The organism is Affinibrenneria salicis, from assembly GCF_008710095.1.
In genome coordinates this window covers 795,172-816,107 of sequence record NZ_VYKJ01000001.1, presented here as the reverse complement: position 1 = coordinate 816,107, position 20,936 = coordinate 795,172, and the positions used below count along the sequence as shown (strand labels likewise).

Annotated in this window: 21 protein-coding genes; 2 read left to right on the top strand and 19 right to left on the bottom strand. The window is 43.4% G+C overall.

Going from position 1 to position 20,936, the window contains the following annotated elements; all coding sequences use genetic code 11:
* Positions 1–27 precede the first annotated feature (27 nt).
* The 19 genes from FJU30_RS03650 to FJU30_RS03560 all read right to left on the bottom strand — a co-directional run bounded on the left by FJU30_RS03650 (position 28) and on the right by FJU30_RS03560 (position 16,669).
* On the bottom strand, positions 28–405 hold the full coding sequence (locus FJU30_RS03650) for a DUF3592 domain-containing protein (RefSeq protein WP_150433598.1): 378 nt from the start codon (positions 403–405) through the stop codon (positions 28–30).
* 494 nt (positions 406–899) lie between these two features.
* Positions 900–1,277 carry a DUF3592 domain-containing protein gene (locus FJU30_RS03645; RefSeq protein WP_150433599.1) on the bottom strand — a complete coding sequence of 126 codons (378 nt, stop codon included), beginning with the start codon at positions 1,275–1,277 and terminating at the stop codon, positions 900–902.
* 498 nt (positions 1,278–1,775) lie between these two features.
* Positions 1,776–2,159 carry a hypothetical protein gene (locus FJU30_RS03640; RefSeq protein WP_150433600.1) on the bottom strand — a complete coding sequence of 128 codons (384 nt, stop codon included), beginning with the start codon at positions 2,157–2,159 and terminating at the stop codon, positions 1,776–1,778.
* Between the two features lie 461 nt (positions 2,160–2,620).
* The gene (locus FJU30_RS03635) at positions 2,621–3,007 is read right to left on the bottom strand and encodes a hypothetical protein (protein ID WP_150433601.1); all 387 of its coding nucleotides are present in this window, start codon (positions 3,005–3,007) and stop codon (positions 2,621–2,623) included.
* Positions 3,008–3,427: 420 nt separating this feature from the next.
* A complete protein-coding gene (locus tag FJU30_RS03630) occupies positions 3,428–3,823 on the bottom strand; it encodes a hypothetical protein (protein WP_150433602.1) in 396 nt (131 codons plus the stop codon).
* A gap of 253 nt (positions 3,824–4,076) precedes the next feature.
* Positions 4,077–4,454: a DUF3592 domain-containing protein gene (locus tag FJU30_RS03625; protein WP_150433603.1), complete on the bottom strand. Its 378-nt coding sequence runs from the start codon at positions 4,452–4,454 to the stop codon at positions 4,077–4,079.
* Between the two features lie 608 nt (positions 4,455–5,062).
* Positions 5,063–5,281 (bottom strand): bacteriophage T4 gp5 trimerisation domain-containing protein, encoded by a 219-nt coding sequence (locus FJU30_RS03620; protein ID WP_150433604.1) that lies wholly within the window; start codon positions 5,279–5,281, stop codon positions 5,063–5,065.
* Positions 5,282–5,397: 116 nt separating this feature from the next.
* Entirely contained in the window at positions 5,398–5,781 is a 384-nt protein-coding gene (locus tag FJU30_RS03615) for a hypothetical protein (RefSeq protein WP_150433605.1), read from the bottom strand.
* An 18-nt stretch (positions 5,782–5,799) separates the two neighbouring features.
* Entirely contained in the window at positions 5,800–6,213 is a 414-nt protein-coding gene (locus FJU30_RS03610; RefSeq protein ID WP_150433606.1) for a hypothetical protein, read from the bottom strand.
* Positions 6,214–7,081: 868 nt separating this feature from the next.
* The gene (locus FJU30_RS03605) at positions 7,082–7,411 is read right to left on the bottom strand and encodes a hypothetical protein (protein WP_150433607.1); all 330 of its coding nucleotides are present in this window, start codon (positions 7,409–7,411) and stop codon (positions 7,082–7,084) included.
* A gap of 367 nt (positions 7,412–7,778) precedes the next feature.
* Positions 7,779–8,324, bottom strand: coding sequence for a bacteriophage T4 gp5 trimerisation domain-containing protein (locus FJU30_RS03600; protein ID WP_150433608.1), 546 nt, complete (start codon positions 8,322–8,324; stop codon positions 7,779–7,781).
* Positions 8,325–8,383: 59 nt separating this feature from the next.
* On the bottom strand, positions 8,384–8,659 hold the full coding sequence (locus FJU30_RS03595) for a hypothetical protein (protein ID WP_223881491.1): 276 nt from the start codon (positions 8,657–8,659) through the stop codon (positions 8,384–8,386).
* Positions 8,660–8,783: 124 nt separating this feature from the next.
* Complete coding sequence (locus FJU30_RS03590) at positions 8,784–8,987, bottom strand: hypothetical protein (RefSeq protein ID WP_150433609.1); 204 nt, start codon at positions 8,985–8,987, stop codon at positions 8,784–8,786.
* 1,420 nt (positions 8,988–10,407) lie between these two features.
* Positions 10,408–10,779: a hypothetical protein gene (locus FJU30_RS03580; RefSeq protein ID WP_150433610.1), complete on the bottom strand. Its 372-nt coding sequence runs from the start codon at positions 10,777–10,779 to the stop codon at positions 10,408–10,410.
* Between the two features lie 625 nt (positions 10,780–11,404).
* On the bottom strand, positions 11,405–11,644 hold the full coding sequence (locus FJU30_RS27570; RefSeq protein WP_395858500.1) for a bacteriophage T4 gp5 trimerisation domain-containing protein: 240 nt from the start codon (positions 11,642–11,644) through the stop codon (positions 11,405–11,407).
* Between the two features lie 59 nt (positions 11,645–11,703).
* Entirely contained in the window at positions 11,704–12,087 is a 384-nt protein-coding gene (locus tag FJU30_RS03575; RefSeq protein WP_150433611.1) for a hypothetical protein, read from the bottom strand.
* 524 nt (positions 12,088–12,611) lie between these two features.
* Entirely contained in the window at positions 12,612–12,989 is a 378-nt protein-coding gene (locus FJU30_RS03570; protein WP_150433612.1) for a DUF3592 domain-containing protein, read from the bottom strand.
* Positions 12,990–12,996: 7 nt separating this feature from the next.
* Positions 12,997–15,255, bottom strand: a complete 2,259-nt coding sequence (locus FJU30_RS03565) for a type VI secretion system Vgr family protein (RefSeq protein ID WP_150433613.1) — start codon at positions 15,253–15,255, stop codon at positions 12,997–12,999.
* A gap of 643 nt (positions 15,256–15,898) precedes the next feature.
* Positions 15,899–16,669: a DedA family protein gene (locus FJU30_RS03560; RefSeq protein ID WP_150433845.1), complete on the bottom strand. Its 771-nt coding sequence runs from the start codon at positions 16,667–16,669 to the stop codon at positions 15,899–15,901.
* A gap of 163 nt (positions 16,670–16,832) precedes the next feature.
* Here FJU30_RS03560 and FJU30_RS03555 point away from each other — a divergent pair, with 163 nt between their 5' ends.
* Positions 16,833–18,407, top strand: a complete 1,575-nt coding sequence (locus tag FJU30_RS03555) for a sensor domain-containing diguanylate cyclase (RefSeq protein ID WP_150433614.1) — start codon at positions 16,833–16,835, stop codon at positions 18,405–18,407.
* 66 nt (positions 18,408–18,473) lie between these two features.
* A complete protein-coding gene (locus FJU30_RS03550; protein WP_150433615.1) occupies positions 18,474–20,834 on the top strand; it encodes a DNA polymerase II in 2,361 nt (786 codons plus the stop codon).
* Positions 20,835–20,936: the final 102 nt, after the last annotated feature.

Here is a 20,936-nt window from a genome sequence, read left to right as displayed (position 1 = left end):
TCACTAAAGATAACATCTTTAGAAAAATTATATATCAAGAGCAATTTCGTCTGTTTTTTTAGGGTTATATTTGATCATAACAAAACATCCGCGCTGATAATTTGGCATATCAACAATTTTTATTGCCCTAATCGCATCGGCTATCTTCCTGTTGCCATCGCCATCGATAAAAGACACCTGTACTCTACAAACGGGGTTATTACCATCTATGCCGCCCGTCTGAGAGATAGAAACGATCTCTCCATTGGTAGCTATACCATCGCGTAATAAATCAATATTCCTGTCTACCTGCTTAACATATCCCCAAAAATCAACAAAAATAAACTTAAAAAAACCAAATAATGACATGACGGGAATCAGTGGAATCAAAAACAATAACGTGATAATTCCTTTTAGTTTTTTCATTTTTCACCTCAAAAGAACATTGCCGCCCAATCAACGACATCGTCAATTTTTAATCTACAGAAAAGTAATTCGAGTTGCAGGAATGCGGCAAGAGAGCAAATCCCAATGAGCTGACCCAGATAAGTGATTCGGGTGAGCAAACGTAGCAACGCACCTGCAAATTAAAGTATGGCAAGTATACATACTTTCGATAAGGCAATACGTCCGTCAGGTTCGTCTAATCAGCCCGATTGAATAAATATTTACAGGCAGCTTACAGCTTGTTGTATTATTGATCATTTTGTTAGCTACATTCATGAGCAACGACTCAGCCGATATTTTATTTTAAGTGTAATAAATTAAATAAAAACACAATATCCCAACACGCTGTAACATTTGTGTTGTTACTTGCCTTATCCGCCAGTCTCCCCCACCAGGTCATCGCGCAGGAAGTTCAGGCTGATTATATTCTATTTTACAAATAAAATCATTTATAATCAGCCTGGTTATTACGGCTAATTATCAATAGCAATTTTATTCGAATCTTTAGGATCGTATTTAATCATAATAAAACTACCTTTTTGATAATTAGGAATATCAACAATATTTATAGCCGAAATTGTGTCAACCTCTTTTTCATTACCATCCCCATCAATAAATAAAACCCTTATCTTACAGACTGGATTATCAGCATCCCTCAATCCTTCCTGAGAAATAGAAACAATCTCACCATTTGTGGGAATACCATCTCGCAATATGTTCACGTTTTTAATAACCGTTTTAACATAACCAAATACATCAACCACTATAAACTTAAAAAAACCGAAAAGAGAGATAAAAGGAATTAACGGAATAAAAATCAATATCGTTATAATTACTTTCAGTCGTTTCATTTTCCATTCCCTAAAAAACACTCCAGTTGCCAACAAGAAAGACATGCATTCAGACTAAAAGCTAATGACACTTCAAAATGAAGAAGAAACATTGTCGTTTAAAATAACGTAAAAAATCAATATATTTTATAGCCACAGCATACGATATTGCAGCTGAGAATTTGACAACGATTTTATTGATAAAAATTTTCGCTTACTTTTGAAAAGTATCATTTTCCATTAATTATTTAGATGTTTAACCACCCGTATCCCTCCAAAATATTTAATTTTATAACAAATAAATATATTTCTTTCTCTTTTCACAAAAAATAATATAGAACAATATTTTTACACCAACCTCGCTACCGAATTATTTTTTAAATGAAAGAGAAAATCACATTGCACACCCCCTCCATTTGATGGTTTTGTTGAACCATTCCTTATAAAGGGGAATCATCAAATAAAACCCATTGCAATGAGTTATTTAAGGTTCATAATTTCTTTAGTGAAAACTCACAATTACTCAATATGAATCGGCTTGCCACTCTCATCCTTCATCAACAGAATATCATTCTGATTTTTTCCCATACGGGCATTGTATACACCACCAACCTCATAGGAATTAAGAGCGATCAGAAGAGCAGTTTCACTATGCTTCTCAACCAACCATGATTTATCAGCTTGTTCGTCCTCAATCTTTAACTTTAATTCCAGAACCGGATTATTGTTTAAAAAAACTCCGCTTTGGCGCATCGAAAGAATCGTTGCCCTTACAACAGTGCCACTTTTTTTTAACTCTTTTTCTCTATTAGCAGATCCTTTAATTATTTTATTAGCCCAATAAAATGCAAAAAGAAAAATAAGAATAGTCAAGAGCAATTCAACAATATTAGACGTAGTCATAAATCATCCTGATAACGATCACACCATTGTATACTATACGAAAAAAACATATTACCACTTGCCCCGATCAGTTGCATACCCCCCATATTCACAACTACATGGTTCCAAAACCATTATCTCATATGAAACATCTGCGCTATAAAATAATTCAGGTTACAGCAAGGCGGTAATCAAACGCCAAACGCCACGGGAACGAATTTACTCAACCAACTGGAGGGTTTCGATAAAGTACAGAATATATCATAATCCGCAAGAGTTTACATCAGTAAGTAACTGGGCTACATAAACCAGATAATGTACATACAATTTGCAGAATGAAAAGTATATGTATGTTGCAGCATAACTATGCTGTATTAAACATAGCGGTGGTCTAATGAATAATTAATTAATATATGAAGCATCAGTGCGACAAGCTATTTATCACCTTCAAAACTCACAAGCATAAACATTAAAATCAATTATCACCCATCGTACAGAACGTCAGTAACAGCAATTTTTTTTGGTGGCATTTCATCATATTTTACTATTATCGTCAACCCTTTTTTTAGGCGACATATATCGTTAGCACGAATTAAAGCTGCTGCACAGTACTCCTTAAGATCACCATTAACTTCAAGATCAAAATTAAAACTATAAAAATGATCCATTCCATAAGTTGCATTTGTCTGTTCCCAGGACTTTAGTTTTGTCTCTCTTAATTCACCTTTCCATCGTTCTCTACTTAACCAATCTTTTGTTTCTCCAATCACTTTCTTGCTACCTTTCAGGCCGTGTAAAGCCAATGCTAACATAGACAGCGTTATTGCTATAACAATAATAACCGCATATTCAGAAATGAAATCCATCATATTTTCAACCTTCATATAAGCAAACGCAAAGCACCAAATGCTATATTTCGCATGTGAAGTTTCACCTCGTTCAGGAAAAGTACATAATTTATAGGTGCATGAACAACACTGGTAAGAGACGTACTTATATTTACAGGAGTAAAACTTATCCTAAGCATATCATTAATAGATGTATTGCGCCATTCACTTGTGATGTTATTCTATTGAAAAAATAGAGGTAGAGATTATATTTTTATCTTTAGATGCAACCATAGTCCCGGAAAAACAAATAAAGACTACCGTATCGATTTTAATCGTAATCTTATCTGGTTAATATAACTTATCTTCACCGGTAACGATATTCCAATGCCAGTTATCATTAGTGTCACGGATAACGTTTCCAATAATCATTTTTTCCGATACCGCTATTAATAGTCAGGATTAACTACTCCTTCTGACTAAGGGGGATGGAATATTAATTATTATTTTATCTGGATTATCTATAATATACTTAATATTAACTTTATTCCCTGGCTGAAAGTTCTGAATTTTAGTCATATCAATTACTGTGACTCCTTTTGATACATGTTTGTTATTGTTTTTATCCACATATAAAACTTTTAGCTCAACATTGACAAAGCCAGAATTTCCACCGGATCGACTTTTTATATCTAAAACCTCACCAATAGCCTCATCACCATATTTCCTTACTTTATTTTTTTTCATATCACCAAGATGAATACTTATTAAGGCATAAGCAAAAAAAAACATGACAAATATGGCGACATAAAAAAATGGATCCGTCAAGTTATCTGTAATAAATTTAACTATATACATATTACCTTTCCGTTAATTATACAAAATTTTTAGAATTAATCTGCGCCCATCTCTATCATTATCATTAAAAACAACAACCTTAGGTAAATTTGTCTTTAATTTTTATGGACTATTGTATTATGCTAATAAATCACCTTTCCAGTTATCACTGAATATATGAAGATAACCCTGCTATCACCGTCAAAACCATACGCACAGATAATCATTAAAATAATAAAAAAGAGAAACCAGTCATTGCACCTTACAAATCCAGCTAAAGAAAAAGAGGCTTATCATAAATAGCTATCTTATGTGGTTTTTTGGGATCATATTTAATAGTAGTTCCATTACCAGCTTTGAATCTTTCAACTTCATTGATATCCAGAGCCTTTTTAACACTAGCTTCATACTCCTTCCCATCCAGAGTTATAAATCTGACCGTAATATTGCAGACTGGTTTATTCCCACCCCATTCATTCGTTTGCTGAACTGAGACTATATCTGCATTAGCACCAACGCCGTTTTTCAAAACACGAGCCTGTGTAAAACCCTCCTTAACTGGAATAATTAATAAATATAAAACCGTCCGACAAACAGCAAATATTGGGACTATCAATATAACTGCAATAAAAATATCTTTCCACGTAGCCATTTTAAACCTATAAAATCAAAGTAAAACCTTTGGTGAATAAAGCAAGACCCGCTATTAATAAGGACAAGAAGACTTATTCTATCTCTTGAGGGATGTTTATTTTTAATACCTTTTATGAGATAAATACTGAGCCAATTAAAACATTCGTCTATGTACACTCAAAAAATAAGCATTTTAACTATATTGTAAATAGCCTTCATCACCATCTCATTTTTACATCATCAACAGAAATTTTCTCGAAAGGTCTTTTGATGCATTTCTACTTTCAAACTCTGGATATTCAACAGTAGCCGGCCTTACTGCTACATTTAATAGTAATGTAATGTTAACCAATACCGGATTTTTCTATTTCCTAACAGGAAAAATAGTTATCTATGACCCGCAATCAAGCACTTCAGTAACTATTTCTGTCACATGGTGTACACATATGCCATCAACCTCAACCTCTCCATTATCTTAATTATCACATTACTATCGCCGTAATTAATGAAGTTCCTGATATTCACCGTATAGATAAATAACTTCGCATATTGATGCTCCACTTTTCATCATGCGAGCCCAATACTGGTGGAATGCATGTCCTGCAAGTGTAGAGCTATTATGCGAAGCTATTTAGCGTTTAAGATGCGGTTTTCAACATAATCCATGTACGTATAGCGCCCCTCCATCGTAATCCCGGTAAATAGTGTGTCGCTCGTCACCCGCTTATAATTCTCAACCGAAATATTCATATCTTTCTCGGCATGCATGCCAAATGACTCGCTGCCGAAGCGGTCTTCAAAGAACAGGTAGCTGGCGTTGTCTTTAGTGACGTTTTTACTGCACAATATAATGCCCATTCTGGTCGCAGAAGTGAGTCGATAATTTAACAGATAAATCGTCAGATACGATCACTGTAAAATATCATTTCAGAGCGCATAATTCCCATCAAAAACATTGATAATTATTCAATACGCACCGGCTTGCCGCTATCATCCTTCACCAGCAGAATATCATTCTCATTTTTTCCCATACGGGCATCGTATATACCGCCAACTTCATACGAACTCAGCGCAATCAAAAAGGCAGTTTCCTGATGCTTTTCAACCAGCCATGATTTATTAGCCGGCTCAGTCTCTATTTTTAATTTTAATTCCAGAACAGGATTATTATTTAAAAAAAGTCCGCTTTGGTGCATCGAAAGAATAGTTGCTCTTACTACAGCACCATTGGCTGTTAATTCTTTTTCTCTGCTGGCAGAACTTTTAACTATTCTGTTTGCCAGATAAAAAACAACCACAACAATAACTAATGTTGCAATAACATTTACTACGCCTGACGTTGTCATAGATCACCTTAATATTAATTATATAACCATATACAATGCAAACAAGGCTGTGCGGACACTGCCACTTTCGACACGAGCAGCTTCAACACGTTGTGCATTCACGATTGAACGGCCGAATGTCTCCCCTTTATGCGCAACATCTATCGCAGTTACTGCATAATTACCGCCTTTGACAGCAACACTAACCGTAGAAAAACTAACAAACTTCGATGCAAAATCTAAAACATCCTGCGCAAGGTTCGTCTTTTTCACATCATTATGCACAAATTCGGGTGAATCAATAAAAACAGTCGTATCGCTTTTAATCGTAATCTTATTTGGCGAATATATCTTAGCTTCACTGGTAACAATATTTTGATGCCAGTTACTATTAATCTCGGTGGTTACGTCTCCGGTGATGTTTTCCTTACGACTACCGCCATTAATCGTCAAGGTTTCGCCAGACCTAATGGTTACTCCACTGGTATCACACAAGGCGGAATTGTACTTTGTTAACCCCCTTAACATCTGGTCAGAACAAAACCAAACAGAGCGTTTTACGAACATATTATGAGGCAAATTACTGACGGGAATAAATTAAATGCATTTAATATAATTTTTAATTCATTATTGATTTATTTTGAACAGTACAGTCCCGCCCTGGCTATAACTAGGGTGTGTCCCGTAACTGTTTTTTGTACAGTACAGCATTGTTATAACTGTGCAAAAACGCCTTTAAGCGATAAAAACAGTCCTAAAAATGCTCAATATTCAACCCGCAAACACATTCCGGAAATGATTACTGCATCACTTTTTGGTATGCAGGGAGGTTAAGGGACACACACTAATATAGACATCATTCTTACCGGTTATTGTCTCCTTTCTGTTGCCGTCAAGGAGCAGGGTTTGATCCCCAGTAATTTTTCTCTCATTACCGTTATTAATAATCTCAAGCTTCCCGTCGTTCTTGACCTCCGTCGTCTGGATGTTGTTGAACGTATTGCTTTCAACATCAACAACCGTTCTATCACGAGATACATATCGTATCCCTACAACGTATCCTGCTGTTTTTTATAAGGTTGAAGGCTATTTAACTGCTCTCCGGCATAGCAGGTGGCTTTGATACGCAGAAGGAGGACTAAAAAATAACCTGTCATCCACATCAGGTCACGCGTCACCGTTCGAAAAAGCGTATCCCTGCTTATTTAAATCACAAAATAATAAATCTGGATATATTTTCACCTGATTCTCCGAACTATAGTCCTGCAGGGGAAATAACCACATCTCAAGGATGGTGGTTTAAGGCTCACAATAAAAATCATTAATTATCTTTAAATATAAATAATGCCTTGCTATGGTCATTCGGAAGATATTTTATATCAATAGCCATGTCTGCTTGCACCCGGGGCGCATATAGTTGTGGAATCGTCGTATCAAACGTCAACTCTTCCTCATTACCATGCTCATTGATAAAGTAAACCTGAAAACGACCATTAATACTTCCTCCATCATTCCCGCTTAAGTGTTTGGCCTTTATTATTTTTGCTGTAGCAATAACTCCATTCTTATTTATCTGATTATTTATGTAAAAATCACGCCCCATATAAAAACAAAAACCGATTATAACAAATATTACTATTATTTCTTTCATTGTCTTTATCCTTAAAAAAACATTAAGTTTAGACAAGTTAAGTTTTAAACCACTTACTGCAATTTTCACCGAAGTAACAAACTCAGTTTTCCCATCAGTGTTTGACACATCAAAAATAGTTTTATTAAAAATAATACCCTTTACACTACCATTATAATTAGTGAATGATAGGTCAATTCCTTTAAATGTTGCTGTTGCTAACTTTACTGTTAAATTGTCTTTAATAAATTCAGAAACAACGTTAGAAGTTATAGTTTTAGACTTATCATTATGTTAAAACACTGGAGAGTCAATAAAAACTTTCGTTTTACTTTTTATTATAATTTCTTTAGGCGAAAAAATGAAATCCCCTCGCTGACATTTTCACTCATTGAACTATCAATATTAAAAGTAGCATCACCTTTGATTTTTGTTTTTTCCCGCCAGCCATAATCTCCAGAGAAAAACCTTCGCCTATAGTGATTTTTTTCTTTTCAGCAATATGCTCAATTTGAGAACCTTGCAGTTTAAGGGTTTGATCCCCGGTAATCTTGCTCTCATCACCGTCATTGATGATCTCAAGCTTCCTGCCATTCTTGAGCTTCGTCGTCTGGCTATTATTAAAGGTGTTGCTTTCAACATCGTCCACCGTAGTATCGCGCTTAGCCTTATAGTGGAACGTGGCGTTCCCCACCATCGTATCCTGCTGCCCCTTGTTAATCACGGTAAAGCAGTTTCCGTCGATCGTCACCCGTTTATCATTCTCCACCGAAACATTCATATCTTTTTCGGAGTGCATATCAAATGACTCGCTGCCGAGGTGACCCTCAAAGAACAAGTAGCTGGCGTTGTCTTTGGTGCAGTATTGGCTGCACAACATAATGCCCATATTGGTCGCATAAGTGCGTCGATCCTTTAACAGATAAATCGGCAAATACGTCCACCGTAAAATATTATTTCAGAGTGCATAATTCCCATCAAAAACATTGATAATTATTCAATACGCACCGGATTGCCGCTCTCATCCTTCACCAGCAGAATATCATTCTCATTTTTTCCCATACGGGCATCGTATACACCGCCAACTTCATACGAACTCAGCGCAATCAAAAAGGCGGTTTCCTGATGCTTTTCAACCAGCCATGATTTATTAGCCGGTTCAGTCTCTATTTTTAATTTTAATTCCAGAACAGGATTATTATTTAAAAAAAGTCCGCTTTGGTGCATCGAAAGAATAGTTGCTCTTACTACAGCACCATTGGCTGTCAACGCTCTCTCTCTCTGCAGAGCGTTTTACTATTCTATTCGCTACAAAAAACCAACGATAAAAATAAAAACTGTTAAAGCAATATTAACAATACCAGCCGTAGTCATAGGTTTCCTTAAATACTAATCACATTAAAAGATACAAAGCAAATAAAGCTGTACGCAAATTGCCACTTTCGACGCGAGCCATTTCAACACGCTGCGCATTCACCGTCGTTCGACCAAAAGCCAGCAATTTATACGAAACATCTACCGTTGTTGCAGAATAGCTTACTCTTTTGAATGCTGCAGTAGCAGCCCAACAGTTAACATACTTCGATACAAAATCCATCTTATCCTGAGCAAAGCCAGTGCGTGTACCTTAAAAACGACCAGTTCGAGTCCAGTTTAAGCATATTCAGGTAGTTTCTGGCCGTTTTTTCTGAATGCATTTCGACACAACAGTTTTCTTTTAGCATTGCAAAGCAATGCTCCACGACATTACATTTTTTGTACAGGCGCATATCCAGTCTTCGGCGTCCGTCCAGACTGGACTTTTCATTCTATTTGAACGGAATGGCCGCTTTTATCCCTTTTATTTTTGGTTGATAACGTAGAGACCGATTAGAATATCCCTTATCAACCAGCACGGCTTTCAGGTGAGATTTAGGTATTCCTTTTCTTCGTATTTTCCAGTAACCGTAACGTTCGGTAAGATACCGCCAGGAGCGCCTGAATACAGTCCTAAAATATGGCCATTCATTACTTGTCTGAGCTCAGAATAAGGACGGCCACCTCTGGAGGTCTCGCTTTCAGGCGGCAACATAGAATAAATCAGTACCCAGGCATCATCAGGGAAATCGTAGCGAACCAAATAAAAAGACTTCTTATGGTTAAAACATGCGCTAAATTGTTCAAAAAATAGTTACGCCCCCTAATATAACAATGTGATTAGTAAAAACATCCTAACCAAATATCATTAATAAAAATTTATTCAATAATACTATTAAATAGTTTTTCATAATAGAACCGTTTTTCTCTCCTGAAAAATTTACAGTGTTGGCGCTGGCAGGTTCCGGAGGAAAAATCAATATATGAAGCTATATAGATCTTTTCATTTTTTGTATCTATGACAGTATTCCTTATTACTATGCATACAAACACCACTAATCCACCACGAATATACAACCCGGTATACATAGCAATATCAGCTAGTTTCATAATAGCTCACGTAGAAAAATGGTGTAATTGCTCTAAAAAACATGCCAATATAACCTACAGAGACATCAGCACTGTTAATAAACCTGATCTTACCTGTACTATTTTTTAGTTAAAATATTTTATTCTTTATACTTAAAGCTCCGACTGATACTGACAATCCGCTGAAAAATACGCTTAAAGCAGTAGAACCTGTAGAACCTCCTGTTACACTCTATGATGCTCCTGTCCGGCCGAATGAATTATCGGTATAACTTTAATTATGAGCCTTTGCTTTTCTCTTAACATTTGGAGCATCTATATTAATTTTTCTCACTCTGTAATGCATATATCGATAAGTGAATAAATATTTTTAACCACTAACTTATTCCATTCGCCATACCAATAGCAGGAAGGGGGAATACACATGTAAAATTTATCAAGGCGTTACATAGGCACAAAAATAATTTGCGGGATATTTTTTTAAATAAAAATATTATTTTTAATTCATCTTTTTATTTTTAAACACCTATAAATATACACTATTACTATTTCATCATATACTAACCTGAAAGCTAAAAATTATTATAATCCAGGAAAATTATTTTTTGATTATTTTTTTTATTAAACTTTATTCTTATTAACTTCCCTTCATTAACTTCTTCACTTTTATAAACAGGAAAACTTACTCCCCTGGAGGCAGAGACTGAATTTTCTCTATAGAAGAATCTAACTGTAATAGTAGCAAATAATACTCCGGGGGCATTTTGATTTTTATTATATTGTATCGATACAATTTCTGCATTTATCTCCTCACCATCTGCTATAAGTCCTTTATCCTCTGATGCAGTTTGTCTCGTCTGTACTATAATATAAATAACAAAAACCGATATGCACAATGGTACTATTATCGCCAATTTAGGCATAATTTCTGAAAGAAAATTCATCTCAACCCTCAAAAGGTTATTAAAGCTTGGAAAAATGAGTTTAGGCGATTAATTTGGTGTCGGTTCCTTCGACTATGAATCGAAGTTAACCTTCTTACTTTCTATTTCGACATTTTTATTTTTCTGATTTTCAAGCCATTAATACTAACGTCTACAATAAGATTAAGTGAGAACGAAGTGAGATTTAATGATATAGCATTGATTTTCACATTTACAGATGAGCTTTCATACTAAAATATTTATTTAACAATAAAAACTAACTTTTTCAGTGCTTTTAATAATGATTTTTTAGATTTAAGCTATAAATTTTCACACTACCTCCAGTTATAGTTTGATTCCAGTAGATATTAATATCAACCAATACTTTATCTTCAATTTTCCTCCTTTGCCGCCAGTAGAAATAATAATTTGTAATCTGTGTTCAGATATCTCCGTAACTTTTCCTGTCACATAATTTTTATACACGCCATCAACGTTAACGGATCTACCCTCTTAACTATATTAGTGATCTCGAGCTTTCTGCCGTTCTTGATCTTCTTCGTCTGGCTATTATTGAAGGTATGGCTTTCAACATAGTCCACCGAAGTATAGCGCTTAGCCTTATAGTGGAACGCCGAGCTCCCCATCATCGTATCCTGTGACTCCTTGTTAATCTCAATAAAGCGGCGCCATCGACCGTCATCCGTTTATCATTCTCCACCGAAACATACATATCGTTTTCAGCATGCATGTCGAATGACTCACTGCCGAGACGATCTTCAAATAACAGGTAGCTGACGTTGTCTTTGGTACCGTTTTTTGCGCGCGATATAAGCCGATGCTGGTCGCATCGGAGCGTTGATCCTTTGACAGATAAACCGTTCAAAGAAAATAACCGAAAAATATTATTTCAGAGCACATAATTTTAATTAAAGACATTGATAATTACTCAATACGCACCGGCTTGCCGCTCTCATCCTTCACCAGCAGAATATCATTCTCATTTTTTCCTATACGAGCCTCATATATACCGCCCACGTCGTATGCACTGAGAGCAATAAGGAGTGCGGTTTCCTGATGCTTCTCGACAAGCCACGAATGATTATTTTCATCAGTATCGATTTTTAGCTTCAATTCCAACACCGGATTATTATTGATAAAAATCCCATTTTGTTTCATCGACAGAATAGTCGCTTTAGCATAAAGCCCATTCTGAGTGATTTCAACTTCTCTGAGTTGAGAGTTTTTTATAATACGATTGGCTACGTAATAGCACAGGGCTATTCCTGACATTACAACGATGGCATTAATAATTCCTGATATAGACATATTTTAACCTTTTATGAGAATAGTATATGTAAAGAAAACAAGGCTGTCCTTACGCTACCACTATCCCCCCGAGCAGTCTCTACTCTACACTGCGTGACATAAAATATATTTTAGCAGAGTTAATGGACAGATCTCACATTAGTATATTAATTTAATAGTAACGACGTTTATCTCTCCCTGGTCACTACCGATGAAATCAACCGTCACATGAACAGTTCTGTATATATTGTCATTCCTGTTCTGCTAATATCCACTTAATAACCGGATTTAATTTTTCGCCACCATAACATACCGGTTAAATTTAGCTTACCTCAATACACAATAACGTCTTCATTTTTCTCTCTGCCAGAGTACGCTTATGGAAAAATTCAGCGTAACTGTACCTTTCAGGATTAACTACTCCTTCTGGCTAAGGGGAATGTAATATTAATTATATCTGAATTATCTATATCATATGCACAAGTAATCATTAAAATAAAAACCATAAAAACAGCGAAACCAGTCATAATGCCTTACAAATCCAGCTAAAGGAAAAGGGGCTTATCATAAATGGCTATCTTATTTGGGTTTTCTGGATCATATTTAATAGTAGTTCCATTTCCTGCTTTAAATCTTTCTACTTCATTGATATCAAGAGCTTTTTTAACGCTAGCCTCATACTCTTTTCCATCCAATGTCATAAATCTGACCGTAATATTACAGACTGGTTTATTTCCTCCCCATTCATTAGTTTGCTGAACTGAGACTATATCCGCGTTAGCACCAACTCCGTTTTTCAAAACACGTGCCTGTGTAAATCCCTCTTTGACTGGAATAATTAATAGATTTAAAACCGTCCGACAGGCAGCAAATATCGGAAGAATCAATAAAATAGCAATAAAAAAATCTTTCCACGTATTCATTTTAAACCTATATCATTAAAGTTAAAATTTTTGATGAATAATGCAAAGCGCCACTACCAACAAAAGTGCCTATAACTCTTATGTCCATTGCTGAATATTTATTTTCAAAACTTTTATGCGATAGAGAAATCGGTGTAATCGAGATATTTGTTTGTGCATAAGCAAAAGCAACCCCTTTAAAGGCTAGTGTAAAAGCCTCCAACGCTGTCTTACTTTTTACATATTCAATAGAGGATTCCGCGAAAGATTTTTTTGATGTATCTTTGCTTTCAAACTTTGGTGAATCAATAAAAACCTTACTATCACTTTTAATAGTTATAAGATTTGGGCTATAAATTTTTACACTACCTCCAGTTATAGTTTGATTCCAATCGCCATTAATATCAATCGATACTTCACCTTCAATTTTTTCTTTTTTACCACCAGCTGAAATAGTAGTTTGTAATCCGTCATCAAACATCTCAGTAACTTTTCCTGTCACATGATGCTTATATACGCCATCAACGTTAATGGATCTATCCCCTTTAATTATATTACTATCCCCTCCACTTGTGATCTCAAGCTTCCTGCCGTTCTTGATCTTCGTCGTCTGGCTATTATTGAAGGTGTTGCTTTCAACATCGTCCACCGTAGTATCGCGCTTAGCCTTATAGTGGAACGTGGCGTTCCCCACCACCGTATCCTGCTGCTCCTTGTTAATCTCGGTAAAGCGGTTGCCGTCGACCGTCACCCGCTTATCATTCTCCACCGAAACATTCATATCTTTTTCGGCGTGCATGTCGAATGACTCGCTGCCGAGGCGGTCTTCAAAGAACAGGTAGCTGGCGTTGTCTTTAGTGCCGTTTTTACTGCGCGACATAAAGCCCATTTTGGTGGCGTCGTTAGGCAGGTCCCACGGCGGCATGCTGTCTTCATTATAGACGCGGCCGGTGATAATCGGCCGATCGGGGTCGCCGTTGATGAAGTCGACCACCACTTCTTCGCCGACGCGCGGTACCTGCACGCCGCCATATTTCCAGCCGGCCCAGGCGCTGGAGACGCGCACCCAGCAGGAGCTGGTGTCGTCGCCGCTGGCGTAGCGGTCCCAGCGGAATTTAACCTTCACCCTGCCGTATTTGTCCGTCCAGATGGGCTCGCCCTGCGGGCCGACCACCTCGGCGGTTTGCGGTCCATAGGTACGCGGCCAGGGCGTGCTGCGAGCCGGGCGCCAGTTCAGGCTGGCCGGCACCACGCTGAATTTAACCAGGTGTTCGCCCTGCTGGCTGCCGCCGGAGGCGTAGTGGTTTTCCGTCAGCAGGTAGGTCGCGCGCACCGTCAGGTAGTTGCCGCTGTCTTCCTGGCGCGGCGGATTAATAAAAGTAAACTGGTAGCCCGGCGCAATTCCCACCGCCGTGGCTTCGCCGCTCATTTGTTCGTGGCGCGCTTCCATTTCCTGCTGGCGCACGCGCGCATAAAATTGCCCGTGCTCCTGTTCGGTAAAGCGGCCAGGCCAGTCATAGACTTCTGCCTTTCTGGCAGCGAAGGACTGCGGGTTCTGACGCGCCTCGAACAGCGCGGCGCGCGGTTTATGGAAATCATAGTCCGCGTGGCTGTACAGGCCGGGCGTAATGGCGTCGGTGACGCTCCAGCTATAGATGCCCTCCGCCTTCACCAGCATGTCGCCTTCCGGCATATCGTAGGCGATGGTTTCATAGCCGGTCATCGTGGTGTGGCTGTCCGGCGAGTCGCTGAGGATCAGCGTCTGCTCGCCCATTTCGTGGCGGAACCAGAAGTAGATGCCTTCATGCTGCATCAGGCGGGAGATGAAATCGTAATCGCTTTCGTTGTACTGAACGCAGTATCCCCACTGGCGGTATTCGGCGCTAAGCTGGTTCTCAAAGGTGATCTGATAGTCGTTGAGCAGCGAGGTGAGAATTTCCGGCACGCTCTTTTCCTGCCAGATCCTGAAATCGCGATTCTGTTTGAGATACCACAGCGCCGGGCTCAGGGTGGCGCGGTAAATATAGTAACGATCGCCGTGACTTTCCCGCCCGGCCAGCGTCATACGGGTGATATAGCCATTAAGATAGCGGGAGGAAAGCAGATTGCTGCGGATTTCGACCGTTAGCGGCTTGCCCAACAAGCCTTTAAGATCGATGGCGTTATCGGCGCTCAGCAGTTCAACGTCAAACTCATAGAGTTCAGAGAGCTGTTCAGTGCCAGCGAGTGATTTAAACAGTAGCGCGTCAGAGCCTAACGGTGTATGAGCAGTAATAATGCGATCCATTGACGATTACCCTTCATCTTTCCAGTTGCAGAGGTGTTGAGTTTTTTAATTACCCGGTCCGGCGGGACCGCGGTAAGTCGCGTTCAAATCAGCGCGGGCGAATCATCGCGCCGCTCACTGAGTGACTAAACGCCAGAGGACTTGTCATTTACCGCCCGACCGCATCCTGAAGCCTGGTGGGCCTGTCTCCCCTTACTGCGGCGTACATTTCTGATGCGAAAATAGCTACCGCAGCACCTGACTATGCTTTTAAATAACATCAGGCGCGACAGCAAGATACCCCTCATCGCTTTCAGACTGCAGCAACGCCGTCAGCCGATGAATACCGGTCGACGGGCTTACGCCATGACCATATAAGGAGGCGAAGCCGACTCGCCGGCGTTCTTAGCCATGAAGGGTATAACTTTCAGCGGATTAGTATACCCGGCGCAGCGCCAGGCGCCCAGATGCCGACACTGAGACTAATCCTAAACAGCGGAGTTTACCCCGGAATGCCGTCTATTGCAGGCTAAATTTCTGTCGTGCAAAGCGCCAACAGGCCGCGACGGATACGCTGACGATAGATTGCGGCTCTGGTTACGCCGCTAAATCAGGCGACCCTGCCGCCGCGTTTTCGTCCGGGCGGCGACCGTCCGGCGCGGGCTTACCCCAGCAGCACCTGCCAGAGCAGATGGCGGTAAACCGGCATTAACGGCTGCTGCAATAACAGAATGCAACAAACGCCGGCGCCCAGCGTCGCCAGCGGCGTCAGCCAGCGCAGTCGCTGCAACGTCAACCAGCGGCCTGCGCCCCGCCGGACGCTGCGCCGCGCCGCCCGCCACCAGCGCCAGATCAGCCAGCCCGCCAGCCAGATGAGCAGCACCGAACACAACAGCAGCAGCTTGAAGGCGCCGCTGTGCGCATTGGCCGGGATATCGATCGCCACGCCGGTCAGAATACCGGGCAACAAATAGATCGGCGGCCATAGCAGGCAACCGATAATATTAGGCAGCGCGAATTTCCACGGCGGCAGTTCCAGCATACCGGCAACCATCGGGATCAGCGGCCGGGTCGGTCCGACGAAACGGCCTATCAGAACTGTCGATATATGGTGCTGATGCAGCGCGTGTTCGGTGCGTTTCATCAGCGTCTGATGTTTTCGCAAAAATGACCAGTTATGCAGCGGTTGCCTGAACACCCGGCCGATAAAGTAAGAAATCCAGTCGCCCAGCAGGCAACCGACAATGCCGGCGCCCCAGGCGGGATATAGCCCCATCTGGCCGCTGCCGACCAGCGTGCCGAGCGAAGCCATCATAACGGTGCCCGGCAACAATAAACCGACCAGCGCCATAGATTCCAGCAACGCAACCAGCATCACGGCAAGTAATGAATAAGCTAATGATTGTGTTACCAGATGATCCAGCCAGACTTCCATAAATTGTTCTCTCTGCACAGACACGCAACGCATTGTCTGGATCATAACCGGCGGCGTCAACGGCTGGAGTGTGAATAAATTTATGGCCGTGGTTATTTTACATACACCGCCGCAACGCCTATTATCTCCGCTTACTTTTTTCCGAGTTTGCGCAACCTGGCCTATGTTTACACACAAGTTCCCCCGTATCGGCCTGGGCCGTCTGATTCTAATTTTGGCCGTTATGAGCGCCCTGATCACCCTGGCCAACAGTTTCTATGCCAGTTATCGCGTCCAGAAGCAGCTATTAATCGATAATACGCTGGAAGCGAATCGGGTATACGCCACTAAGCTGGCCGCCGTGACCGATATGTTCTTCATAAACGCGCAGGAGCAAATGGCCTATAGCGCTCAGCTGATCGCGGGAAATTTTAACGACGAACGCAAAATGCAGCAGGAAGTGGACCGTCTGAGATTACAAACGCACGTCTTCAATTCGGTGGCGATCGCCGACAGTAAGGGGACCATTCGCACTATCTCGCCGGATACGCTGCAGCTCAAAGGGCATACTCCCGCGTCGCCCGGAATCAATGAAGCGCTGAAAATGCGGCGCCCGCTGATAGGGCAACCCTATGTCTCCGCAGCGAATAATTTGCTAATTCTGATTTCATACCCGATATTCTCGCCGCAGAACCGCTACCTGGGCTATATCAGCGGCACCATTTATCTGAAGCAAAAGAATATCCTGAACGATCTGCTGGGCGACCACTATTATCGCGACGGCTCCTATATTTATGTAATTGATAAATACAAAAATATTATTTATCACAAAGACGTTGAGCGCATCGGCCGGAAAATGGATAACGATCAAATTCTGGATAAAAGCGCCAACGGCAGCCAGCAGCTCATGAGCAGCAGCGGCGTCGAAATGCTGGCAGGCTACGCCACGGTGCCGACCTCCAGCTGGCAAATCGTTACCCTGCGCCCGACGCACATGACGCTGCGCCCGCTGGACGGGCTGATGAAGAATGTACTGCGCCATACTTTTCCGATCGCGCTGGTGACGTTGCTCGGCGTCTGGATACTGGCGCGCTTTATCTCACGTCCGCTCTGGCTGCTGGCGCACAGCGCCAACCAGATGGACGCCAGCGGCGTGGAAGATAATATCAAGCATATTTCATCCTGGTATTTTGAAGCGGCTCAGTTGAAAAAAGCCATGCTGGTCGGGATCAATCTGCTGCATAAAAAAATAGGCAAGCTGAAATCGGAAGCGCAGACCGACCCGATGACCGGGCTGTATAACCGGCGGGCGCTGGATACGCAGCTAAAATACTGGCGCGAAATGAAAAAAAGTTTTGCCGCCATCTCATTGGATATCGATAAATTTAAGCGCATCAACGATACCTGGGGGCATGACGTCGGCGATCAGGTCATTATCACCATCGCCCGCCAATTGCGACTTTGCTCGCGCGACAGCGACGCGCTGTTTCGCACCGGCGGCGAAGAGTTTTTAATTCTGCTGCCGGAAACCAGTCTGCAGGCCGCCGCGCTGTTTTCAGAACGTCTGCGCAGCTGTGTGGAACAGACCGTGATGCCGATGGCGCAACCCGTTACGATATCCGTCGGCGTCGCGATGGAACAGGCCGGCTGCACGCAGCCCGATATCGTATTTAAACAGGCGGATAATGCGCTTTATCAAGCCAAACAGCAGGGACGAAATCGGGTAGTGATTGCCAGCCCGCCGCAGGATACTGTATAAATAACCATATCATTAACCGGACGGCTGAAACACGCCTCCGACGCTCCCGCAGGCAAAGGCCATTTTGTGACTCAACCACGTCAGGGCTTTGTGCTCACGCGCCACTGGCACGATACGCCGGCCGGCACGCAGATTACCTTCTGGCTGGCAACCGATAACGGACCGCTGTCCGTTACGCTGCCGGCCCAGCCGGCCGTGGCCTTTATTCCCGTCGCGCAGCAGGCGCAGGCCAGCGCGCTGCTGCGCCAGGAAAAGCACTGGCGGCTGCGCCCGCTCGGCCTGCGCGATTTTCACTTGCGGCCGGTCGTCGGTCTGTACTGTACGCAATATCGCCACCTGCTGCGGCTGGAAAAGATCCTCAGCGCAGGCGGCGTCACCGTTTATGAAGCCGATATTCGCCCGCCCGAACGCTATCTGATGGAACGCTTCATTACCGCGCCGCTATGGCTGAGCCAGCGCGATGCCAACGGCGAGGCGGCCATCCGCATGAAGCCCTGCGAGGACTACCGCCCCAGTCTGCGGCTGGTGTCGCTGGATATCGAAACCAGTCGTCACGGCGAACTCTACTGCATTGGTCTGGAAGGCTGCGGTCAACGCCAGGTGTATATGCTCGGCCCGCCCGGCCCGAGGCCGTCAGCAGAGCCGGGCGTTAATCTGGAATATGTCGGCAGCCGGCCGCAGCTGCTGGAAAAACTGAACCAGTGGCTGGAGCAGCACGATCCGGACGCAATCATCGGCTGGAATCTGGTGCAGTTTGATTTGCGCGTGCTGCAAAAGCACGCCGAACGCTATCGCATTCCTCTGCGCTTCGGTCGCGGCGGCGGCGAGCTGGAGTGGCGCGAACACGGTTTTAAGCCCGGCCATTTTTTCGCCGGCGCCGCCGGCCGGCTGATTATCGATGGCATTGAAGCGCTGAAATCCGCCACATGGAATTTCCCTTCATTCAGTCTGGAGGCCGTCGCCCGCACCCTGCTGGGCGAGGGGAAAGACATCGACAATCCCTGGCAGCGCATGGACGAGATCGAACGGCTGTTTGCCGAAGATAAACCCGCGCTGGCGCGCTATAACCTGCAGGACTGCACGCTGGTAACGCGGATCTTCGAACACACGGAACTGCTCTCTTTCCTGCTCGAACGGGCCAGCGTTACCGGTCTGGCGGCCGATCGCAGCGGCGGTTCGGTCGCCGCCTTTACCCACCTCTACCTGCCGCGCATGCATCGCGCGGGCTACGTGGCGCCGAACCTGGGCGAGATCGCCCCCGAGGCCAGCCCGGGAGGTTTTGTTATGGACTCGCGGCCCGGCCTGTATGACTCCGTGCTGGTGCTGGATTACAAGAGTTTGTATCCGTCCATCATTCGCACCTTTTTGATCGATCCGGTCGGTCTGGCCGCCGGCCTGCAGCAGCCCGACGAGCAGCATGCTGTGCCAGGCTACCGCGGCGCCTGGTTCTCGCGCCGGCAGCACTGTCTGCCGGCCATTGTGGAACACATCTGGCAGGGGCGCGAAGCGGCTAAACGCGCCGGCAACAAGCCGCTGTCGCAGGCGCTGAAAATCATTATGAACGCCTTTTACGGCGTGCTGGGGTCGGACGGCTGTCGCTTCTTTGATCCGCGGCTGGCCTCCTCCATTACCCTGCGCGGGCATGACATCATGCGGCAGACGCGCGAGCGCATTGAAGCCCAGGGTTACCGCGTTATCTATGGCGATACCGATTCCACCTTCGTCTGGCTTGGGCGGGCGCATTCCGATGAAGAGGCCGGCCGCATCGGCAACGCGCTGGTGCAGGATATCAATCAGTGGTGGCGCCGGCACCTGCGGCAGACGCTGGGACTGGAGAGCGCCCTTGAGCTGGAGTTCGAAACGCATTTTCGCCGCTTTCTGATGCCCACCATCCGCGGCGCCGAGCAGGGCAGCAAAAAACGCTATGCCGGGCTCATCAGCGCGCCGCAGGGCGACCAAATGGTGTTCAAGGGGCTGGAGACGGTGCGCACCGACTGGACGCCGCTGGCGCAGCAGTTTCAACAGGCGCTGTATCTGCGTATTTTTCAGCGTCAGCCTTACCAGGAATGGCTGCGCGCCTGGGTCGAGGATACGCTGAGCGGCAAATACGATCATCTGCTGATTTACCGGAAACGTCTGCGCCGCCGGCTGGACGATTATCAGAAAAATGTTCCGCCCCATGCGCGCGCCGCCCGCATCGCGGAGGACTATAATCGCCAGCTCGGCCGCCCGCTGCAGTACCAGAACGGCGGCTGGATTAGCTACGTGATGACCAGCGCCGGGCCGGAGCCGCTGGAAATCCGCCATTCGCCGCTGGATTATCAGCATTATGTCGAACGGCAGCTGCAGCCGGTCGCCGATGCGATCCTGCCCTTTTTGCATGACGATTTCACCACGCTGGTCACCGGCCAGATGGGGCTGTTTTAACATAAAGGAGGATGTTTTACAGGTGACGAACGCGCCGCCATCCATTACCATAACGCCCTTTCTGAAGGAACTTCAGTAACATTGAATTTTTCGTGCCTGACG

Excerpts from the sequence above, each read along its gene's own strand:
- FJU30_RS03645 (WP_150433599.1), bottom strand. The coding sequence starts at position 1,277 with ATGAAACGACTGAAAGTAATTATAACGATATTGATTTTTATTCCGTTA.
- FJU30_RS03640 (WP_150433600.1), bottom strand. The coding sequence starts at position 2,159 with ATGACTACGTCTAATATTGTTGAATTGCTCTTGACTATTCTTATTTTT.
- FJU30_RS03605 (WP_150433607.1), bottom strand. The coding sequence starts at position 7,411 with ATGAAAGAAATAATAGTAATATTTGTTATAATCGGTTTTTGTTTTTAT.
- FJU30_RS03590 (WP_150433609.1), bottom strand. The coding sequence starts at position 8,987 with ATGGATTTTGTATCGAAGTATGTTAACTGTTGGGCTGCTACTGCAGCA.
- FJU30_RS03555 (WP_150433614.1), top strand. The coding sequence starts at position 16,833 with ATGTTTACACACAAGTTCCCCCGTATCGGCCTGGGCCGTCTGATTCTA.
- FJU30_RS03625 (WP_150433603.1), bottom strand. The coding sequence starts at position 4,454 with ATGGCTACGTGGAAAGATATTTTTATTGCAGTTATATTGATAGTCCCA.
- FJU30_RS03650 (WP_150433598.1), bottom strand. The coding sequence starts at position 405 with ATGAAAAAACTAAAAGGAATTATCACGTTATTGTTTTTGATTCCACTG.
- FJU30_RS03560 (WP_150433845.1), bottom strand. The coding sequence starts at position 16,669 with ATGGAAGTCTGGCTGGATCATCTGGTAACACAATCATTAGCTTATTCA.
- FJU30_RS03580 (WP_150433610.1), bottom strand. The coding sequence starts at position 10,779 with ATGAATTTTCTTTCAGAAATTATGCCTAAATTGGCGATAATAGTACCA.
- FJU30_RS03630 (WP_150433602.1), bottom strand. The coding sequence starts at position 3,823 with ATGTATATAGTTAAATTTATTACAGATAACTTGACGGATCCATTTTTT.
- FJU30_RS03615 (WP_150433605.1), bottom strand. The coding sequence starts at position 5,781 with ATGACAACGTCAGGCGTAGTAAATGTTATTGCAACATTAGTTATTGTT.
- FJU30_RS03565 (WP_150433613.1), bottom strand. The coding sequence starts at position 15,255 with ATGGATCGCATTATTACTGCTCATACACCGTTAGGCTCTGACGCGCTA.
- FJU30_RS03570 (WP_150433612.1), bottom strand. The coding sequence starts at position 12,989 with ATGAATACGTGGAAAGATTTTTTTATTGCTATTTTATTGATTCTTCCG.
- FJU30_RS03635 (WP_150433601.1), bottom strand. The coding sequence starts at position 3,007 with ATGATGGATTTCATTTCTGAATATGCGGTTATTATTGTTATAGCAATA.
- FJU30_RS03575 (WP_150433611.1), bottom strand. The coding sequence starts at position 12,087 with ATGTCTATATCAGGAATTATTAATGCCATCGTTGTAATGTCAGGAATA.